Below are 18,305 nucleotides of genomic sequence, written 5' to 3'. Positions count from 1 at the left end.
CCCGCTTGCGCGGGCCGGGCATCCGGACGGTGATGCGAAAACTTATTTAGCTTGTGCTTCTGTGGTGATGTGCAACGTCACTTCATCACTTACATTCGGTACGTACATATCAATACCGAAGTCAGAACGCTTGATGGTGGTCATTGCATCAAAACCAATCGCTTCTTTCTGAGTCATCGGGTGTACACCTGAACCATTCAGAGTGACATCCATAGTGACGGACTTAGTCACACCTTTGATCGTCAGATCGCCGGTCACTTCCATCGTCTTATCACCTGTCATTTCAACATCTGTACTGGTAAATGTTGCAGAAGGAAACTTCGCTGCATTGAACCAGTCAGCACCGACAAATTCTTCATTCAGCTTTTTAACAAATGAATCAATGGTATCAATTTTCACAGACACATCGATTTTGCTGTCTTCCGGCGCGTCTTTGTCAAACACGATGGTGCCTTCAGCGCCGTTGATAGCGGCTGTCGGGTTAGAGAATCCGAAGTGATTCCATGAAGCGATAACGCTGGTGTGAGTAGGATCAATCTGGTAGCTGACAGGCGCCGCGAATGCGCCTGCACTGATTAAACCTGAAACTAATACTGCCGGGATAAATTTATTCATTACACATTCCTTTCATAACGTTGATGTCACAAGTGTGAGGACGATTTACTTACCTATAATACGGCGTTCCTGAAATACGGATGTGTCGAAGATCTGAACGAAACATTCGAAATATCAGAATGAAGTGCTCTGACCCTGTTTCTGAGGCTACCCCGGCCATTTATTTTTTCAGAAAGACTAGACACAAGATGAAATCTGTTTAATTCTTATACCGTTGTTAACGAAAAAATAACAAAAAAAGATAAAAATTAACAGGCGGCTAGCCTGATACGACAGGGTCCTGTGAGCAGGGTATTACACAAGATCCTCCATCACGGAGGTGTTGAGTGAAGAAACTCGTATGTAACGCAATGATGGTTTGGGGATTAGCGATGTCTGTTATTCCGGCATCGCTGCAAGCAGAAACCATGGCAACATCAGACCGGTCAGGTGAAATCAACCTGAGACAAGGTGTCACAGACATCAGTGGACAGGTTTACGACCTGCATATGCTGATGTTCTCAATTTGTGTGGCCATCGCCGTGGTGGTGTTCGGTGTGATGTTTTACTCCATGTTCAAGCACCGTAAATCCCGGGGCGCCAAACCGGCGCACTTCCACGAAAATGTGAAAGTAGAAATCGCCTGGACAGTCATTCCTTTCCTGATCCTGATTTTTATGGCCGTCCCGGCAGCACAAACCCTCATCGCGATGGAAGATGCCAGTGAACCTGAACTGACGGTTCTTGTCACCGGCTCCCAGTGGAAATGGCATTACAAGTACATGGACAGCGATGTGTCCTTTTACTCCATCATGGCCACACAGCGTGAGCAGATTGAGAACAAATTCGAAAAAGGGGAAAACTACCTGCTTGAGGTAGATCGTCCTCTGGTCATTCCTACCGGACAAAAAGTCCGCTTCCTGATCACCTCTGACGACGTTATCCATTCCTGGTGGGTGCCCGATTTCGCAGTGAAGAAAGATGCTAACCCTGGCTTCATCAATGAGGCGTGGACCAAAGTGAATGAGCCCGGTATCTACCGTGGACAGTGCGCTGAACTGTGCGGGAAGGATCATGGTTTCATGCCGGTAGTGGTGATTGCGAAGAGCCCGGATGACTATAAAACCTGGATGACAGAGCAGGAAGCCATTGTGAAACAGGCGAAAGAAGAAGAACAGCGTCTGCTGGCCATGAACATGAGCAAAGAAGAGCTGATGAGTACCGGCGAGAAAGTGTACAACGCAACATGCGCAGCCTGCCACATGCCTAACGGTCAGGGGTTGCCGGGCGTTTTCCCTGCACTTAAAGGCAGTCAGATGGTATTAGAGGATCAGAAAGCGCACATCGATATTGTGCTTAACGGTAAAGCAGGCACGGCCATGCAGGCGTTTGGCAAGATGCTGTCCCTGAAAGATATCGCCGCTGTGATTACTTACGAGCGGAATGCCTGGGGAAATAACACCGGCGATGTGATCCAGCCTAAAGACGTTAATGCAGTAGCAACCGGTAAATAGGAGCGTGCGATGAGTAAAGCAACTGAAACTATGACGCCGGAGCACACTGCGGCACATGATGAACATCACGATGATCACCACGGACACGGCGCTCCGGCAGGCCTGATGCGTTGGGTGCTGACAACTAACCACAAAGATATCGGTACGTTATATCTGTGGTTCGCCTTCATCATGTTTCTTACCGGCGGCGCGATGGCGATGGTGATCCGCGCCGAACTGTTCCAGCCCGGTTTACAAATCGTAGACCCGAATTTCTTTAATCAGATGACCACAGTGCACGGCCTGATAATGGTATTCGGTGCTGTCATGCCGGCGTTTACCGGTCTGGCTAACTGGCTGATCCCCATGATGATCGGCGCACCGGATATGGCATTACCGAGAATGAACAACTGGAGCTTCTGGATCCTGCCGTTTGCGTTTTCCATGCTGTTAGGTTCACTGTTCATGGAAGGTGGTGGCCCTGCTTTCGGCTGGACCTTCTATGCACCGCTGTCGACGACGTACAGCAGCGACAGTACCGCGCTGTTTGTGTTCTCAGTCCATATTATGGGGATTTCTTCCATCATGGGCGCAATCAACGTAATCGTGACTATCTTTAATATGCGTGCGCCGGGTATGACATGGATGAAAATGCCGCTGTTCGTCTGGACCTGGCTAATTACTGCATTCCTGCTGATTGCGGTAATGCCTGTACTGGCCGGTGCAGTGACCATGGTGCTTACCGACAAATTCTTCGGGACAAGTTTCTTTGACGCTGCCGGCGGCGGTGATCCGGTGATGTTCCAGCATATTTTCTGGTTCTTCGGACACCCTGAAGTCTACATCATGATATTACCGGCTTTTGGCATTATCTCGCAGATTGTGCCGACCTTCGCCCGCAAGCGCCTGTTCGGCTATGCCTCCATGGTGTACGCCACTGCCTCCATCGCCCTGCTCTCATTCATTGTCTGGGCTCACCATATGTTTACCACGGGTATGCCGGTGTTTGCTGAAATGTTCTTTATGTTCGCCACCATGCTGATCTCCGTACCCACCGGCGTGAAAGTGTTTAACTGGGTGGCCACCATGTGGCGGGGTTCCATGACCTTTGAAATCCCCATGTTATTTGCTCTGGCATTCATTGTGCTGTTCACCATCGGTGGCTTGTCCGGATTGATGCTGGCAATAACACCTGTGGACTTTCAGTACCACGATACCTACTTTGTCGTGGCCCATTTCCACTATGTTCTGGTGACCGGAGCGGTGTTTTCTATTATGGCGGCGGTGTATTACTGGCTGCCTAAATGGACCGGTAAGATGTTTGATATCACGCTGGCCAAGTGGCATTTCTGGTGCTCACTGATTTCCGTGAATGTGCTGTTCTTCCCTATGCATTTTGTGGGGCTGGCGGGTATGCCACGGCGGATCCCTGATTACTCACTGCAATTTGCTGATTACAACCAGTGGATCAGTATCGGCGGGTTTGCTTTCGGATTATCCCAGCTGATTTTCCTGGTACTGCTCATTAAAGCCTGCAAAAAGCAGGGCGAACCGGTTACGTCACAAGTGTGGGAAGGTGCTGAAGGTCTGGAGTGGGAAATTCCCTCTCCTGCTCCTTACCACACGTTTGAAACGCCTCCGGTTGTGAAGTGAGTTACCAAAATGGACAACCGCGCAGCCGGTAACCGCACCCTTACCCTGCGACTGCTTGTGGTCGTAGCGGGTATGTTTGGCTTCGGTTTCGCTCTGGTGCCTTTGTATGACGTGTTCTGCGATATCACCGGTATCAACGGAAAAACGGCTAACCGGGCCGCAGTGTGGCAGGGCAAAGATATCGATACCAGCCGCACTGTGACCGTGGAATTTATTACCCGCACAAACAGCGGCATGCCATGGGAATTTCGTGCAGAAACACAGCGTGTGAAGGTGCACCCCGGAGAAGTGAATACCGTGGCGTTTTACGTCAGAAACCCGGCTGCCAGTAACATCATTGCTCAGGCAATTCCCTCTGTCAGTCCGGGACAGGCGGCCCTCTATCTGAATAAAACCGAGTGCTTTTGCTTTAACCAGCAGCCCTTACAGGCTGGTCAGGAAGCGTGGATGCCTATGTCGTTCTACGTGGATGCCGGGCTGCCGGAGGATATTACCTATTTTACCTTGCAGTACACACTGTACGACGTGACCGCCAGGGCCGGCGATCTGAGCGGCAGTGACAACCCTTATTTACGACAGCCTGTAAGCGGCAGCCGCTGACAGGCCGGAAGGAGAGTAGCCATGCAACAAGAATATCAACGGTATTATGTGCCTGCACAAAGTCCCTGGCCCATTGTCGGGGCGGTAGCCTTATTTCTGATTGCGGTGGGAGCCGGCAACACCGTTATTGAAAGTACCAAAGGGGAAGGCGGCTACGGGCCGCATGTTCTGGCGGCGGGCATCGTCACGTTGCTGGTGATGCTGTTTGGCTGGTTTAAAAATCAGATTGATGAATCCATGGGCGGGTTATACAGCGATCAGCTTGGCCGCTCTTACCGTCAGGGGATGAGCTGGTTTATCTTCTCTGAGGTGATGTTTTTTGCCGCTTTTTTCGGGGCACTGTTTTACGCACGCATGATTTCGGTGCCATGGCTCGGAGGCGCCTCGAACAATGCGATGACCAATGACGTGTTGTGGCCGGCATTTGAAGCCATGTGGCCCCTTGTTACCACGCCCGGGGGCACGACTACTCAGGAAATGAGTGCTGCCGGATTGCCTACCATTAACACCATTATTCTGCTGATTTCGTCCGTTACCCTGCACTTTGCTCACGTGGGCCTTGAGCAGAACAAACGTAAACAGCTGACCGTCATGCTGGGCGTAACCATATTACTGGGACTGGGCTTTCTGACACTGCAAGTCGAAGAATATATCCATGCTTATCAGGAGCTGGGTCTGACACTGCAGTCCGGCGTGTACGGCAACACCTTTTTCATGCTCACCGGCTTCCACGGAATGCATGTGACGCTGGGTACCATCATTTTGATTGTGTTGTTCTTAAGGGTGCTGAAAGGGCACTTTACACCCAAAAGCCACTTCGCGTTTCAGGCCGGCAGCTGGTACTGGCATTTTGTCGATGTGGTTTGGGTAATGCTGTATCTGTTTGTGTATGTGCTTTAAGTGACAGCGCACCGGCCCGCCTCAGTAAGGGGCGGGATTCGGACTGATAAGTCCGGTAGCCAGTGCGATAAGGATCAGGGTAACAATGATGACAGAGGTTAAAACACGGCGGCCGATGTATTTGCTCATAGGCTCGCCGTCCGGGTCATCTTTCATCATTACCCGCATGGCGAGAAACAAGTTAGCGATCATGTAAATCACTAAGCATACAAGGACGATTTTTATAATCATTTTTTTCTCCGTCAATAAGGGGAGCCAATTATGAATCAGGCAAACCGGTTCCGTTCCTTACCTCTCGCTGTTGTGGTACTGACAGCGGTTATCTGCATGATTTCACTAGGCTTCTGGCAACTCGACCGGATGCACCAGAAAGAACAGCGTCTGGCTAGCATAGCGCAAAAAAGCAGCGAAGGGTCAATCTCTCTCAGTCAGCTGGATCCTGTGCGGGAAGATATCCGTGATTATCAGGTGGGGTTTAACGGCCGCGCTGATACATCTCAGATCCTGTTTCTGGATAACAGGGTGGAAAACGGGCGCGTGGGGTATGACGTTATCGTGCCTGTACATAGCAGTGAAGGCACGGTGCTGGTGAATTTTGGATGGGTGGAGGCGCCGTTAAGCCGGAATGAACTGCCCGGAGTGGATGTTGAAAGCAAGTTTCAGCACTTCCATGGCCGTATAACTATGCCGGGACACAATCCGGTGGTGCGCGAAACGCTGTCGTCTGATGCTACGTTTCCCGTGGTGGTGCAGGCGCTGGATATCCCCTTTATCCGCCGCCTGACCGGACAGCCTCTGCAACCCTTTGTGGTTGAGTTAACTGCACCGGAAAAAAGTGCGTTTGTCCGCAACTGGCAGCCCGTTGTAATGCCGCCACAGAAGCACCTGGGTTATGCCATTCAATGGTTCGGGCTGGCCATCGCTGCGGCTGCAGTCAGTTACTTTTCAATGAATTCGAATAAAAAAGGATGATCAGTATGGCAGGAAAAAACAGCAAGTTGACTATGTTGGGCGTAGCCGCCGTATTTGTACTTCCGGTTATGCTGGCAAAGCTGGCCCTGGATAATCAGTGGTTTACCAATGCAGCCACTAACAAAGGAGAGCTGCTGCAGCCTGTGAGGGATCTGACCCCGGTGTTTGCCGCTGAAAAGCCTAAATGGCGCATTGTGTACTCTGTGCCGGAGCAGTGCGATGCCGCCTGCCAGAATGCGATTTACAGTATTCATCAGGTGTGGATTGCCCTTGGCAGGGAGACTGACAGAGTTGAGGCAACGGTACTGCTTACCGGTAACAGTGATGCCGCCATTGCTGAGAAGTTGCAGTCAGAACAAAACCTGCATGTTGTAAAGGTGGCAGACAGTCGTCAGCAGGCAGCACTTAATGTGAGTGACGCAGGGTCTATTTTGCTCGTCGACACCCTGAATAATGCCATGCTTCGTTACCCCACTTTTACTGACAAGCAAATGGCAATACAGCATAGCCGGGACATTCTGGCTGACGTGAAAAAACTGCTGAAACTGTCACGTATCGGATAATCCGGGAGGCAAGCATGAGAAAGTTAGTCCTGTTTAGTCTGATCCTCGCGGTGGTTGTTATTATTCTCGGTGCCTACACGCGGCTCACCGATGCCGGGCTGGGCTGTCCTGACTGGCCGGGATGCTACGGGTTGCTCACCGTTCCGCTGGAAGACCATCATGTTGAGGCGGCGAATGCCGCCTTCCCCGAACGTCCGGTAGAAGCGGCCAAAGCCTGGAATGAAATGATTCACCGTTACTTTGCCGGTGCGCTGGGTTTATGTATTTTTACTATCGCTGCCATCGCTGTGAAGCAGCGTCACAGCGGGCGTACAGTGCGCCTGCCACTGTTGCTCGTTGCTCTGGTTATCTTTCAGGCTGCCCTGGGCATGTGGACGGTGACGCTGAATTTACTGCCGGTTGTGGTAATGGGGCATCTGCTCGGCGGCTTCACCATACTGGCGTGCCTGTTTTTACTGCATCTCAAATTACGGGAGAGTAAACGAAAGCCCCGGCGTATTAACAGCATCACCAAATTTGCTCTGTTGGGTATGGCTATTCTGCTGATGCAGATTGGCCTCGGGGGCTGGACATCAGCAAACTATGCCGCACTTGCCTGTACTGACTTTCCGGTGTGTGAAGATGGCTGGGCCTCCAGGCTCGACTTTTCCGGTGCTTTCAGTGTGCCTTATGCCGAAACCTACGAATATGGCGCCCACGGATACGGTGAACGCATGACAATGCATATTGTCCACAGAGCCGGCGCGGTCATTACGTTTTTATATTTACTCTGGCTCGGCTTCAGGCTGTACAGCCGGGAGGTGGCTGCGCCGGTGAAAAGTGCCGCGCTGCTGCTCATCGGGGTGCTGATGATTCAGGTAACACTGGGCGTAAGCAATGTCGTGCTGAGTCTGCCCGTCATTGTGGCCGTTGCTCACAACATCGTCGCTGCCTGTTTATTACTGGTAATGGTATGGATCACTTATCAGGTGTCCCGCTATCAGGGTGATCCGCAACAGGGAGGAGCACATGGCTAAATCTGTTTCTGTTCATCAGCGCCGCTTGGCGACATCTCAGCCGGTCAGCTGGCGTGACTATTATGAGTTAACCAAGCCTAAAGTAGTTATGCTACTGTTGCTCACAGCCCTGGTGGGTATGTGCCTGGCCACAGAGTCGCTGGTGCCGGCAAATGCACTTATTGCCGGTATGGCGGGGATTGGTATGCTGGCTTCTTCTGCAGCGGTGATTAATCATGTAGTCGATCACCGCATTGACGGTATGATGGCCCGCACGATTAACCGTCCGGTCGTGAAGGGTAAGGTGAGTGTATCTCAGGCGTTGTTTTTTGCCGCTGTGCTGGGGCTCGCCGGATTCGCATTACTGTGGTTTTTCGTGAATGCCCTTACCGCCATGCTAACACTGGCCAGTCTGGTCGGGTATGCGGTTATCTACACCATGTTCCTCAAGCGGGCGACGCCTCAGAATATTGTTATCGGCGGACTGGCAGGTGCTGCACCGCCGCTGCTGGGCTGGACCGCGGTAACCGGCGAGATCCACGCCCACGCTTTGCTGCTGGTATTAATTGTTTTTACCTGGACTCCCCCTCACTTCTGGGCACTGGCGATACACAGGCAAAAGGACTACGCACGGGCCAACGTGCCAATGCTGCCGGTTACCCACGGGGAATCGTTCACCAAAACCTCGGTGCTGGCTTACACCGTGCTGCTGGTTCTGGTGTGTTTGCTGCCCTACCTTACCGGTATGTCTCACCTTATTTATCTGGCGGGATCGCTGGTATTGAATGCAGGGTTCTGTTTGTGGGCATGCAGGTTAAAGTTTGCGGCTAAGCCCGACACGGCAATGAAAACATTCCGCTATTCTATTTACCATCTCATGTTATTGTTTGTGGTGCTCTTAATTGACCACTACTTACCCGTAACACTATGACTCAAAGAACCTTAACCGGCATCATCGCATTGCTTGCGTTGATCGCCGGCATCGCCGGTGCCCTTTATATCGCTCCGCCTTCCGGTGAAAGCCGGGTTCCGGAGTACTTTCAGGCTTATCCTCAGCCCAAACCACTGGACGATTTTTCTCTCACAGATGCTGACGGACAGCCATTTACCAGGGAAAATCTGACCGGCGCCTGGACATTAGTATTTTTAGGCTACACTTATTGTCCGGATGTGTGCCCCACAACGATGGCGTCTTTAAATAAAATATGGCCTAAACTTTCGTCTATAAAATCCGGGGCTAATACTCAAGTACTATTTTTGTCTGTGGATCCCAAAAGGGATACTTTTCAAAGGCTTAAAAGTTATATAAGTTTTTTTAATAAAGACTTCATCGCTGCAACCGGTCCGCACGCCGAAATATTCCCCCTTGTCAGGAACATGGGATTGATGTACTCATTAACTGAGGACACTGATAAAGCTGACTATCTGGTCGATCATAGCGCGTCGGTGGTTCTCATCAGCCCCGAAGCGGAAGTGCTCGGAAGGTTCAAACCAATAATGGAGCCCGGGAAGTTAGCGATCATAGACAGCGAGCAAATTCTTGCAGATATGCCTAAGGTGGTTATCACCCGGTAGTATTCATGACAGTAGTAGTACGTCAGGCAACCGCAAGGGATGCGACTTATGCGGTGCCGTTGTTACTGGATGCGGGAGAGCATTTACTTACGAAAATATATGGGGACGGCGATCGTGATACGGCGTTTGCTTTCCTGTCAGCGGCCTGGCTTCGCGGCACGGGACAATATGGTTTTGCCAATCACTGGCTGGCGTGTATAGAAGACGAAATTGTCGGCATTATTTCATGCTGGCATGACAGCCTTCCGCAGCAATTTGATCGGGATACATTGACATCGATTACCGATTTCTTTGGTCTTGATGAGGCTATTGATGTGGTGATGCGAAGTCAAACTTACACCATCGCGCTTAACCCGCCTATGGTGCTGGAAATGTCCATCGGACATCTGGCTGTAGCAGCCGGAGCCAGACGAAGTGGTGTTGCCACCATCCTCGTCAGGTACATGGAAAACATGGCACGTGAACTGGGCAAATTATCTCTCGTCCTGGACGTAGAGGAACACAACACAAGAGCCATCGATTTCTACAAATCCATGGGCTTTAAATCGAGGCAGGGGATCCCGCCTTTCATTCAATTCACCAAAGGTATTGCGCCGGTTATCACTTAATCCGGATAGGTGCCGTCTTCGCCGGAAATAAAGAACGGTTGTGAAAACCAGTAGTAGCGACCGTTCTGCGAGTTCGACGGTGCGGTACAGTTAATACGTGAACGGCCAACCGGCAGCACGGTATTCAGCGTGTATGATAAGGTTTTGCCGTTAATGTTAACCGGCAGTGATTCACCCTGGTAGTAACAGGCGGCGCGGGGTAAGCCCACATCATCGCTGTTGGTGGTGAACGACAATGTTTCATCGATAACTCTGGCAGTGCGCTCAGGGTTATCGATATCGTTGTGTGTCACCGGCATACCCAAACTTGCAATCTTCACTTTCAAAGGTGCCATATTGGCAAAACGGCCAGCCGCGGGAAAGCGTGGTAATGCGGTGAAATCACTGTAACTGCTGATGCCGCCGGAATGCTGTCCGAATCCGGTGTATCCCTCTTTTGCCAGTTTATCAGCCAGTGTTTTATTGTATTCACCGAAGGGATACGCCAGGTATTTCAGTGACTCACCGGTTTGTGCTGTGAGTTTTTTCTCCGCTTCTTCAACATTTTGCCATACCCGTTCTAACCAGGCCTCTTTGGACTCATCCTGATGACGGTCCAGCATGTGCAAATGGTCCAGTGTATGGTTGGCAAAATCCACACCGTCTTTGTGCATGGCCTTTACATCATCCCAGCTTAACTGGTTTTTCAGACGGCCAATTTCATCAGGATTGATAAATACGGTGTAGGGAAGTTTTAATGACTGCATCACAGGGTGACCGTTTTCAAGAATATTCCGGTAACCGTCATCAAAGGTGACGGCAACGGCATTTTCCGGCAATGTCTGCTTGTTTTTCAGCGCTTCTGTAATGTCCTGAAGAGGCATGACTTTGTAGTTTTCCGCCAGCCAGGTCATGTGGGTTTTAAATTGTTCAGGTGTAACACTGGTGCTTGCCGGCGTGTCTTCAGATACGTGGTGGTAAAGTAAAACCACTGCACTGTCCTGCCCGGCAGCGGCCGCAGATTGTGCCATCACTAACAGCGTCACAACGCTGGCAAACACACCTTTTCCCCACTTCATTGCGCGGTTTCTGATAAGCTGCATGCATATTCCTTAAACTTAGTTATTTCCGTTTTGACCACGACCGCCAATGCTGGCTGGCCAGCCCATAAAACCTTACTGGCCATCGCTTTTCCTATGATTCTGGCCAATATTACCACTCCCTTACTCGGGCTGGTTGATACGGCCGTAATGGGGCATATGGATTCATCTGCCATGCTGGCCGGTGCATCTATTGGAACATTGATCCTCACGCAAATCTACTGGGTGTGCGGCTTTCTCAGAATGTCCTCCACTGGCCTGAGTGCACAGGCAAAAGGCGATCCAGAACAGCCCGGCTTACTCTCCGCAAAAGTACTTTGGCAAACAGGCGCGGTTGCCCTCGCCGCCGGCTTACTTATCGTTGCTCTGCAAGTGCCCGTATTGCAGGCAGGGCTTGCGTTAGCCTCATCCGGTGCTGAAGTGGCTTCTTATACCCGGGAGTATTTTAATATCCGGGTATGGGGCGCACCGGCGGCGATGCTCAACATGGCATTAACCGGCTGGCTGGTAGGTCAACAGAAAACCCGTCATGTGTTATGGATACAGGTGGCAGGTAACCTGTTGAATGCTGCGCTGGATATTCTGTTTGTGTATGGCCTGGATATGTCTGTTGGTGGTGTGGCGCTGGCCAGTGTGCTGGCTGAATACACCATGATGTTATCGGGAGCGGTGTGCGCCCTTAAGCTCACTTCAGGTTGGCGTCCGCAGGCAGACTGGTTTAACCGCGCAGCACAAAAAATTCTGCTGAAGCTTAACAGCGATATGTTAATCCGGAACCTGGCGCTTCAGGCCTGCATTGCATTTCTGACCATTCAGGGGGCAAGGATTGGTGAAACCGCGGCAGCGGTGAATGCCATTCTCATGCAGTTCTTCGTGCTAATTGCACTGGGGCTGGACGGCGTTGCCTATGCTGTTGAAGCACTCATCGGCGAAGCGGCCGGCGCAAAAGACAAGGAACGCCTGGGCGGGCATGTGAAGCGGGGATTATTCTGGTCTTCGGTTTTTGCCCTGGTGTATGCCGCTTTGTTTTACCTTGCCGGTGATTTTATTATCGCATCACTGACGGGGATTGCTGCGTTGCAAACCGCTGCGCAAGCTTATTTGCCCCTCATGGTGTTGTTGCCGCTGGTGGCACACTGGTGCTTTTTCTTTGATGGCGTATTTGTGGGGCTTACCCGCTCAGACGCCATGCGTAATACCATGCTTGTCAGTGCGGCGTTTGTGTTTTTTCCGGTTTGGTGGGTGTGTCAGTCGCAGGGGAATGTGGCGCTCTGGTATGCCATGCTGGCTTTCCTGCTGGCCAGAGGGATCACTCTCGGTTTCGTTTTCTGGCGGCGGGATTCATCACTTTAAGACGTTGCCACAGTATGGCCAGATAGCCACTCATGGCGATGACAAAACCACTGAACAGCACAATAAGCGATATAAAATACAGCGCGGGATGGTAAGTGCTGATGGTCATCAGCGCCGTGGCACCCGCGATAAAGAGTGCCAGGCCTGTTTTGAACCGTCGCCAGCTGCGGTGTAGTGCAGTCAGCGACGCGTCAGACGGATTAATAATACGAGTGCTCGCCGGCTTCGTGCTCGGTGGCGTCACGCACACCTGTCAGTTCACCCGGGAATTGTTCAAGCAACTGCTTTTCAATCCCTTCTTTCAGGGTAACATCGACCATTGAACAACCGTTACAGCCGCCACCAAATTGCAGAATGGCGAAACCTTCTTCAGTGATTTCAAGCAATACTACTTTACCGCCGTGGCTGGCCAGTTGCGGGTTAACTTCCGACTCAATGACATAGCTTACACGGTCAACCAGAGGCGCGTTGTCATCCACTTTTCTGGCTTTTGCATTTGGCGCTTTCAGAGTGAGCTGAGAACCCATCTGGTCCGTCACGTAGTCAATCTCTGCTTCTTCCAGAAACGGCGCACTCTCTGCGTCAACAATGGCGTCGAATCCGTTGAAGTTTAAACGGATGTCACCGGGTTCAACAGCAGACGGAGGACAATAAGACACACCGCATTCCGCTGTTGAGGTTCCGGGGTTAACTACGAACACTCTGATGTTCGTCCCGGCATCTTGTTTTTCCAGCAGTTTTGCGAAGTGAGCCTGTGCGTCTTCTGATATATTGATCATTAACAAATCCTACGTTGCATCGTGATAGCGCATATAATAACAAATTTACCTGACTAAAACAGTCAAGTATTGCATGCTTTTATACAGGTGTGGTCAAAAGTACAAAAAACAACAGGAAAAAGAAAAATGGATTCAAGTTTCAGACGCGCAGGAAAATGGGTGTTCGCCCTTTTTGCTTTTGTCGTGTATTCAGCATCAGCAGCACCGGTATTTAAAGATACCGGAGGTAAACCGGTTACTGCTTACCTGCCGGCAAATACCAGCTATGACCCTGCTATTCCGACCCCTGAATCTTATCTTGGTACTGAAGTGGGTACGTGGCATGTACGCCATGATCAGCTGGCCGGGTACATGTATGCCCTGGCAGCAGCGTCTGACCGCATCAGCATTGAAGAAACCGGCCGCACCCATGAAAACCGTCCGTTATTACTGCTTACCATTACTGCACCGGAAAACCGCAGCAAGTTACCACAATGGCGGGAAAACCATCTCAAAACAGTGAACAGCGGGGCTAAAGCTGCAAAAGATGCGCCCCTGTTTCTGTACATGGGTTACAGCATTCATGGTAATGAGCCTTCCGGAAGCAACGCTGCACTGGTCATGGCGTATTACCTGGCCGCCGCGCAGGATGAAACGGTAACAGATTTGCTCAGCAAAAATGTCGTGTTGCTGGATCCCTCATTCAATCCTGACGGTTTGTCCCGTTTCGCACAGTGGGCAAACATGCATAAAAGCAAAAATCTTGTCACTGACGGAGAAAACCGGGAGCACAAGGAAGACTGGCCTTCCGGCAGAACGAATCATTACTGGTTCGACTTAAACCGTGACTGGTTATTGCTGACCCATCCTGAGTCACAGGCGCGGATCAGGCAGTTTCAGAAATGGCGTCCTCATGTACTGACCGATCATCATGAGATGGGGCCGGACAGCACCTATTTCTTCCAGCCCGGCGTGCCGTCGCGGAAAAACCCGAATACACCTGACGGCAATGTGAGGCTTACAGAAGCGCTGGCAGCTTTTCACGCCAAAGCGTTTGATGACGCAGGCCAGTTATACTTCTCGGAAGAAGGTTTTGACGATTTTTACTACGGGAAAGGCTCATCGTATCCCGATTCTATGGGCAGCATCGGTATTCTGTTTGAACAGGCAAGCAGCCGCGGACACGTGCAGGATACGGTGAACGGAGAGCTGGCCTTTGCACAGACTATCCAGAACCATGTGACGACCAGTCTGAGTACGATTGCCGGTTCGCTGGCCAACAAGCCAGCTATTCTGAATTACCAGAATACATTCTTCTCTGAGACGGCTGACGCGATTGATAAAGATGAACATTTCGGGGCGATTGTGGCTATGCCGGATGACAGTGGCCGTAAAGAGGCTTTACTGTCGATCCTCAATCAACATGAGATCCAATACAGTTACGCAAGAGATGACGAGGAAATTGATAACAAGCGCTACAGCAAAGGCAGTCTGGTTGTGCCTTTTAATCAGCCAAAATACCGCCTGGTAAAGAGCCTGTTTTCTACCCGTCAGCAATTTGCTGAGAACACCTTCTATGACGTGTCCAACTGGAATATCGCGCTGGCGTTCAATCTTGATTACGACGTGCTGAGCAAACGCGCCGGGCGTGGCATCAAAACGGAAGCCGGGCCGGTGAAAATGCCGGTACCGCTCGTTGACGGTGAAGCGTACGCCTATGCATTTGAATGGAAAAGTTACTATGCGCCGGCAATGCTGCAACAACTGCTGGAAAACGGGGCCACAGTGCGCAGTGCTGAAACCCCCTTTACCGCCACACTGACTGATGGCCGGAATCGTGATTTCGCAGCCGGAACCATTATTGTGCCCACGCCATTATCACAGCCTGATGATCTGCTCAGCCTGTTACAGGATGCATCGGCCTTAACCGGTGTGGAAGTGTTCGGGATAAAAAGCGGCCTGACACCGCAGGGTTCTGATCTTGGCGGTCGTACCCTTGCGCCGGTAAAAGCACCATCAATTCTGCTGGTGGGCGGTAACGGCACCAGTTCATCGGAAGCCGGAGAAATCTGGCACTATCTGGACACCCGTGTAGGCACAGCGCCGGTCATTGTGGAGCAGGACCGTTTAAACACTATCCGCCTGGCTGACTATTCCCATATTATTTTCGTCAGTGGCACTTACAGTGGTCTGAGCGACAAGCTCAACAATGATATCAGTGACTGGGTGAATAATGGCGGCGTGCTGATTGGACAGAAATCGGCGGTAAAATTCTTTGCACAAAAAGGCTGGCTGGATGCGGAAATCGTATCCCGCGATAAAGTCGACAGTGTTTTTCCGGTAGATAAGCTGACCTATGCAGATAAATCTGCGCTGGGTGCCAGTAAAATTATTGCCGGTGCTGTGTACGAAACTGATATTGACCCGACTCATCCAATTTTCTTTGGTTACACGGGTAAAACACTGCCGGTGTTTAAAACCAACAATATGATTGTGCATGCTGACGCCGACCCGTTCATCAGGCCCGGTCACTATTCCGACAGTCCGTTAATGGCCGGGTTCAGTGCAAAACAACTGGAAACCATGATTGGCGGCACGGCATCTGTGCTGACTCAGCCGAAAGGTCGTGGCGTGGTTATTGGCTTTACTGACAACCTGCTTTTCCGGGGCTACTGGTATGGTACCGGTAAGCTGATGTCAAACGCGATCTATCAGTCAGGCCACTTAGTCCGCTAAGGGGAACCGGCAGGTCAGCGCCATCACCCAGACTTCAATGATGAGGTCGGGGTGATGTTGACGCAGCTGACCGGCGAGCACATTAGCCGTCGCGCCTGTGGTCATAACATCATCAATGATGGCTACGTGGCGCAGCTCCTTACAGGGCTTTACCCGAAAAGCGCTGTGCAGGTTATGCATCCGGTGGTCCTTTTTCAGCGTGTGTTGTGATCGTCCTCCCGTGCGGCGGGCCCAGTCAGCGACGACCGGTCTTTCTATTCTGCGGCCGATGTGACGGGCCAGTTCTGTTGCCTGGTTGAACTGCCGGCGAAAAAAACGGTGCAGTGGTACGGGAACCGGGAGTAAGGCATCCGGTAATAGTGTGTCTTCATCGATACACTGTGAGGTGAACCAGTTGCCAAGAATGGCCGGACTTATCTGACAGCGCCGGAATTTCATGGCTTTGATAAGCTGGTCAAATGGCCAGCGATATTCTCCGCAGGCCCTTAATGCACTGTAGGAGGGCGGTAAAAATTGCTGGCTGATTTTTTTGTAGCGCAGTAAATTACCCTGATAGCCAAGCTGTAACAAAAAGCGGGTATCAAATTTGCAGAACGTACACACAGGTACGTCACTGTACTGATTACACAGCAAACAAGCTAAGTTGGGAAGTCGCATGGTTAAGTACTCTGTCAGCCCGGCAGTGGTGCTCTGCAGCGGCAAAATTGCAGGCATAGTCAAAGGATGTCATCAGTGTTAAATGCTAACGTCTCAGAAAATCTCGTCAGCCGTACCCGGGGTACAGGAAAAGATCTGGTTTTGCTTCACGGCTGGGGCATGAACAGTGGTGTGTTTGAGCACTTCATTCCGTTGCTGGAAAGCGAATTCAGAGTGACCACCATTGATTTGCCGGGCTTTGGTGAAAACAACGGTGTGCTGCCGGAAGAGCCTTATACCGTGGCATCTGTGGCGAAGATGATCACGCCGTATCTGCCGGAAAACTGCGTGGTCGCAGGATGGTCACTGGGTGGTCTGGTTGCACAGCAACTGGCTCTGGATTTACCGGAACATGTAAGTGCCCTTATCACTATAGCCTCAACGCCCAGATTTGTTAACGGTCCCTGCTGGCCGGGTATTGATGCCGAATTGCTTGCCCAGTTTGAAACGCAGCTGGCAAAAGATTACGGCAAAACCCTGGAGCGGTTTCTTGCCATTCAGGCCATGGGCAGTGATACCGCCCGCCAGGATATGAAAGCCATCAGACAAAGTATTACCGCATGGCCTTCACCGGCAGAAGAGGCGCTGAAAGCTTCTCTGGCGCTGCTTTCCAGTGAAGATCTCCGCGAACATATCGGTCGTATCAGGCAGCCGACATTACGGATATACGGACGGCTGGACAGTCTGGTACCGACCAGCGGCATTGACCGCATCTGCGAGCTGCACCCGCAAAGTGACACGGTTGTATTGCCTCACGCATCTCACGCCCCTTTTATTTCTCATCCGCAACAGTCTGCCGATATTATTCGTCAGTTTCTGGTAGCAACCTTCTGAAATTGGCGGGCCACAAGGCTCGCCCGTTCTTTATATTCCCTCTGGTTTATATACTAAAGTTGCAAAAACACTTGACATTTGCCACCGGTGGCAAATAATTAACGAAATGTTAAAGGTGCGTTATGTAATTTGATTTTCTCTGAAGGGATGCATTATGGAACGTTACATTATTCCAAGCGTTTACCAGGCCATTCAGCTCTGCCGCACCTTAGGTGACGCAGAATATGGCATGACATCACTGGCACTGGAAGAGCAGTTGCAACTGCCCCGATCCTCCGTTTTCCGACTGCTTAAAACCCTATGCAGTGAGCGGCTGATAGAAAAGCGCGGTACCCGTTACTATCTTGCAAACGGCATGTACGGAATTGGCGGGGCGGCGCCCAGACTACAAAAATTTCAGCGTTTACTGGCAGCACCACTGACCGCCCTCACCGGCGATACGACTCACACAGCAATTCTGTGTGTGCCTGCCGACAACTGCGCGGTAGCTGCAGATGTATTCTGTTCTAACAGTCACCGCCTTTCAGCTATCCGGCCGGGTATGCAACTGTCACTTACCGGCTCGGCGCCGGGTCACATTATGCTGGCTTATCATCCCCGCTACCGGGATGAAAGTAGTCTGAATATTGCCGAACTCGACTCGCGCAGAGTCATGAAGCTTGCAGCGCAAACCTGCACCCGGGGTTTTGCTGTGTCCGATGCGCCGGCGGGAAAAGGTCAGCTGGTGTCAGTACCGGTGCTGGCAAGCGACGGTGAATTGCTGGCTATGCTGTGCCTTGAACTGGATGAGCATCATGGTGATGCAGAGCTGCTCAGCCACTGGGCGGGCAAACTGAAACCTGTGGCGGCATTACCTGCAGCCATCTGTACACAAAATAAAAAGGAAGCCGGATGAG

The 18,305-nt window shown here is 51.3% G+C and carries 20 protein-coding genes; 14 read left to right on the top strand and 6 right to left on the bottom strand.

What is annotated here, in order from left to right; genetic code table 11:
• Positions 1-42 precede the first annotated feature (42 nt).
• Entirely contained in the window at positions 43-615 is a 573-nt protein-coding gene (locus tag DS731_RS21080) for a YceI family protein (RefSeq protein ID WP_119503152.1), read from the bottom strand.
• Positions 616-1,022: 407 nt separating this feature from the next.
• Here DS731_RS21080 and coxB point away from each other — a divergent pair, with 407 nt between their 5' ends.
• The 4 genes from coxB to DS731_RS21060 are packed head-to-tail and all read left to right on the top strand — an operon-like array spanning position 1,023 to position 5,240.
• Positions 1,023-2,108, top strand: coding sequence for a cytochrome c oxidase subunit II (gene coxB, locus DS731_RS21075; RefSeq protein WP_232373577.1), 1,086 nt, complete (start codon positions 1,023-1,025; stop codon positions 2,106-2,108).
• Positions 2,109-2,117: 9 nt separating this feature from the next.
• On the top strand, positions 2,118-3,740 hold the full coding sequence (ctaD, locus tag DS731_RS21070) for a cytochrome c oxidase subunit I (protein WP_119503151.1): 1,623 nt from the start codon (positions 2,118-2,120) through the stop codon (positions 3,738-3,740).
• A 9-nt stretch (positions 3,741-3,749) separates the two neighbouring features.
• Positions 3,750-4,340: a cytochrome c oxidase assembly protein gene (locus DS731_RS21065; RefSeq protein ID WP_119503150.1), complete on the top strand. Its 591-nt coding sequence runs from the start codon at positions 3,750-3,752 to the stop codon at positions 4,338-4,340.
• Between the two features lie 21 nt (positions 4,341-4,361).
• Positions 4,362-5,240 carry a cytochrome c oxidase subunit 3 gene (locus DS731_RS21060; RefSeq protein ID WP_119503149.1) on the top strand — a complete coding sequence of 293 codons (879 nt, stop codon included), beginning with the start codon at positions 4,362-4,364 and terminating at the stop codon, positions 5,238-5,240.
• A 21-nt stretch (positions 5,241-5,261) separates the two neighbouring features.
• Here DS731_RS21060 and DS731_RS21055 read toward each other — a convergent pair whose 3' ends face one another.
• Positions 5,262-5,471 (bottom strand): DUF2909 domain-containing protein, encoded by a 210-nt coding sequence (locus DS731_RS21055; RefSeq protein WP_119503148.1) that lies wholly within the window; start codon positions 5,469-5,471, stop codon positions 5,262-5,264.
• 30 nt (positions 5,472-5,501) lie between these two features.
• On the opposite strand from DS731_RS21055, the gene DS731_RS21050 reads away from it, so the two are divergent.
• The 6 genes from DS731_RS21050 to DS731_RS21025 are packed head-to-tail and all read left to right on the top strand — an operon-like array spanning position 5,502 to position 9,953.
• Positions 5,502-6,212, top strand: a complete 711-nt coding sequence (locus DS731_RS21050) for an SURF1 family protein (protein ID WP_119503147.1) — start codon at positions 5,502-5,504, stop codon at positions 6,210-6,212.
• 5 nt (positions 6,213-6,217) lie between these two features.
• Positions 6,218-6,775 (top strand): hypothetical protein, encoded by a 558-nt coding sequence (locus tag DS731_RS21045; protein WP_119503146.1) that lies wholly within the window; start codon positions 6,218-6,220, stop codon positions 6,773-6,775.
• 14 nt (positions 6,776-6,789) lie between these two features.
• A complete protein-coding gene (locus DS731_RS21040; protein WP_119503145.1) occupies positions 6,790-7,791 on the top strand; it encodes a COX15/CtaA family protein in 1,002 nt (333 codons plus the stop codon).
• Complete coding sequence (gene cyoE, locus DS731_RS21035; RefSeq protein WP_119503144.1) at positions 7,784-8,701, top strand: heme o synthase; 918 nt, start codon at positions 7,784-7,786, stop codon at positions 8,699-8,701. Before DS731_RS21040 ends, cyoE begins: the two co-directional genes overlap by 8 nt.
• Positions 8,698-9,345, top strand: coding sequence for an SCO family protein (locus tag DS731_RS21030; RefSeq protein WP_119503143.1), 648 nt, complete (start codon positions 8,698-8,700; stop codon positions 9,343-9,345). The genes cyoE and DS731_RS21030 overlap by 4 nt, the downstream gene beginning before the upstream one ends.
• 5 nt (positions 9,346-9,350) lie before the next feature.
• On the top strand, positions 9,351-9,953 hold the full coding sequence (locus DS731_RS21025; protein ID WP_119503142.1) for a GNAT family N-acetyltransferase: 603 nt from the start codon (positions 9,351-9,353) through the stop codon (positions 9,951-9,953).
• On the opposite strand, the gene DS731_RS21020 is transcribed toward DS731_RS21025, so the two are convergent.
• Positions 9,950-11,035, bottom strand: a complete 1,086-nt coding sequence (locus DS731_RS21020; protein WP_232373441.1) for a polysaccharide deacetylase family protein — start codon at positions 11,033-11,035, stop codon at positions 9,950-9,952. The two genes, DS731_RS21025 and DS731_RS21020, sit on opposite strands and share 4 nt — an antisense overlap.
• 21 nt (positions 11,036-11,056) lie before the next feature.
• Here DS731_RS21020 and DS731_RS21015 point away from each other — a divergent pair, with 21 nt between their 5' ends.
• A complete protein-coding gene (locus tag DS731_RS21015; protein ID WP_442858474.1) occupies positions 11,057-12,385 on the top strand; it encodes an MATE family efflux transporter in 1,329 nt (442 codons plus the stop codon).
• Here the strand turns inward: DS731_RS21015 and DS731_RS21010 are convergent.
• Together DS731_RS21010 and nfuA are read right to left on the bottom strand one after the other, a co-directional pair.
• On the bottom strand, positions 12,342-12,629 hold the full coding sequence (locus DS731_RS21010; RefSeq protein WP_232373440.1) for a hypothetical protein: 288 nt from the start codon (positions 12,627-12,629) through the stop codon (positions 12,342-12,344). The two genes, DS731_RS21015 and DS731_RS21010, sit on opposite strands and share 44 nt — an antisense overlap.
• Positions 12,586-13,164 (bottom strand): Fe-S biogenesis protein NfuA, encoded by a 579-nt coding sequence (gene nfuA / locus DS731_RS21005; RefSeq protein WP_119503141.1) that lies wholly within the window; start codon positions 13,162-13,164, stop codon positions 12,586-12,588. The genes DS731_RS21010 and nfuA overlap by 44 nt, the downstream gene beginning before the upstream one ends.
• A 126-nt stretch (positions 13,165-13,290) precedes the next feature.
• Here nfuA and DS731_RS21000 point away from each other — a divergent pair, with 126 nt between their 5' ends.
• Positions 13,291-15,879 carry a M14 metallopeptidase family protein gene (locus tag DS731_RS21000; RefSeq protein ID WP_119503140.1) on the top strand — a complete coding sequence of 863 codons (2,589 nt, stop codon included), beginning with the start codon at positions 13,291-13,293 and terminating at the stop codon, positions 15,877-15,879.
• Here DS731_RS21000 and DS731_RS20995 read toward each other — a convergent pair.
• A complete protein-coding gene (locus DS731_RS20995; protein ID WP_119503139.1) occupies positions 15,868-16,593 on the bottom strand; it encodes a ComF family protein in 726 nt (241 codons plus the stop codon). The two genes, DS731_RS21000 and DS731_RS20995, sit on opposite strands and share 12 nt — an antisense overlap.
• A 9-nt stretch (positions 16,594-16,602) precedes the next feature.
• Here DS731_RS20995 and bioH point away from each other — a divergent pair, with 9 nt between their 5' ends.
• Positions 16,603-17,409, top strand: coding sequence for a pimeloyl-ACP methyl ester esterase BioH (bioH, locus tag DS731_RS20990; RefSeq protein ID WP_119503138.1), 807 nt, complete (start codon positions 16,603-16,605; stop codon positions 17,407-17,409).
• A 154-nt stretch (positions 17,410-17,563) separates the two neighbouring features.
• A complete protein-coding gene (locus DS731_RS20985; protein WP_119503137.1) occupies positions 17,564-18,304 on the top strand; it encodes a helix-turn-helix domain-containing protein in 741 nt (246 codons plus the stop codon).
• Position 18,305 lies beyond the last annotated feature (1 nt).

The organism is Alteromonas sp. RKMC-009 (assembly GCF_003584565.2).
In the GTDB taxonomy this organism is placed as follows: Bacteria; Pseudomonadota; Gammaproteobacteria; order Enterobacterales; family Alteromonadaceae; genus Alteromonas.
The sequence above is the reverse complement of the archived record's forward strand: the minus strand, read 5'-3'. Positions and strand labels throughout refer to the sequence as shown.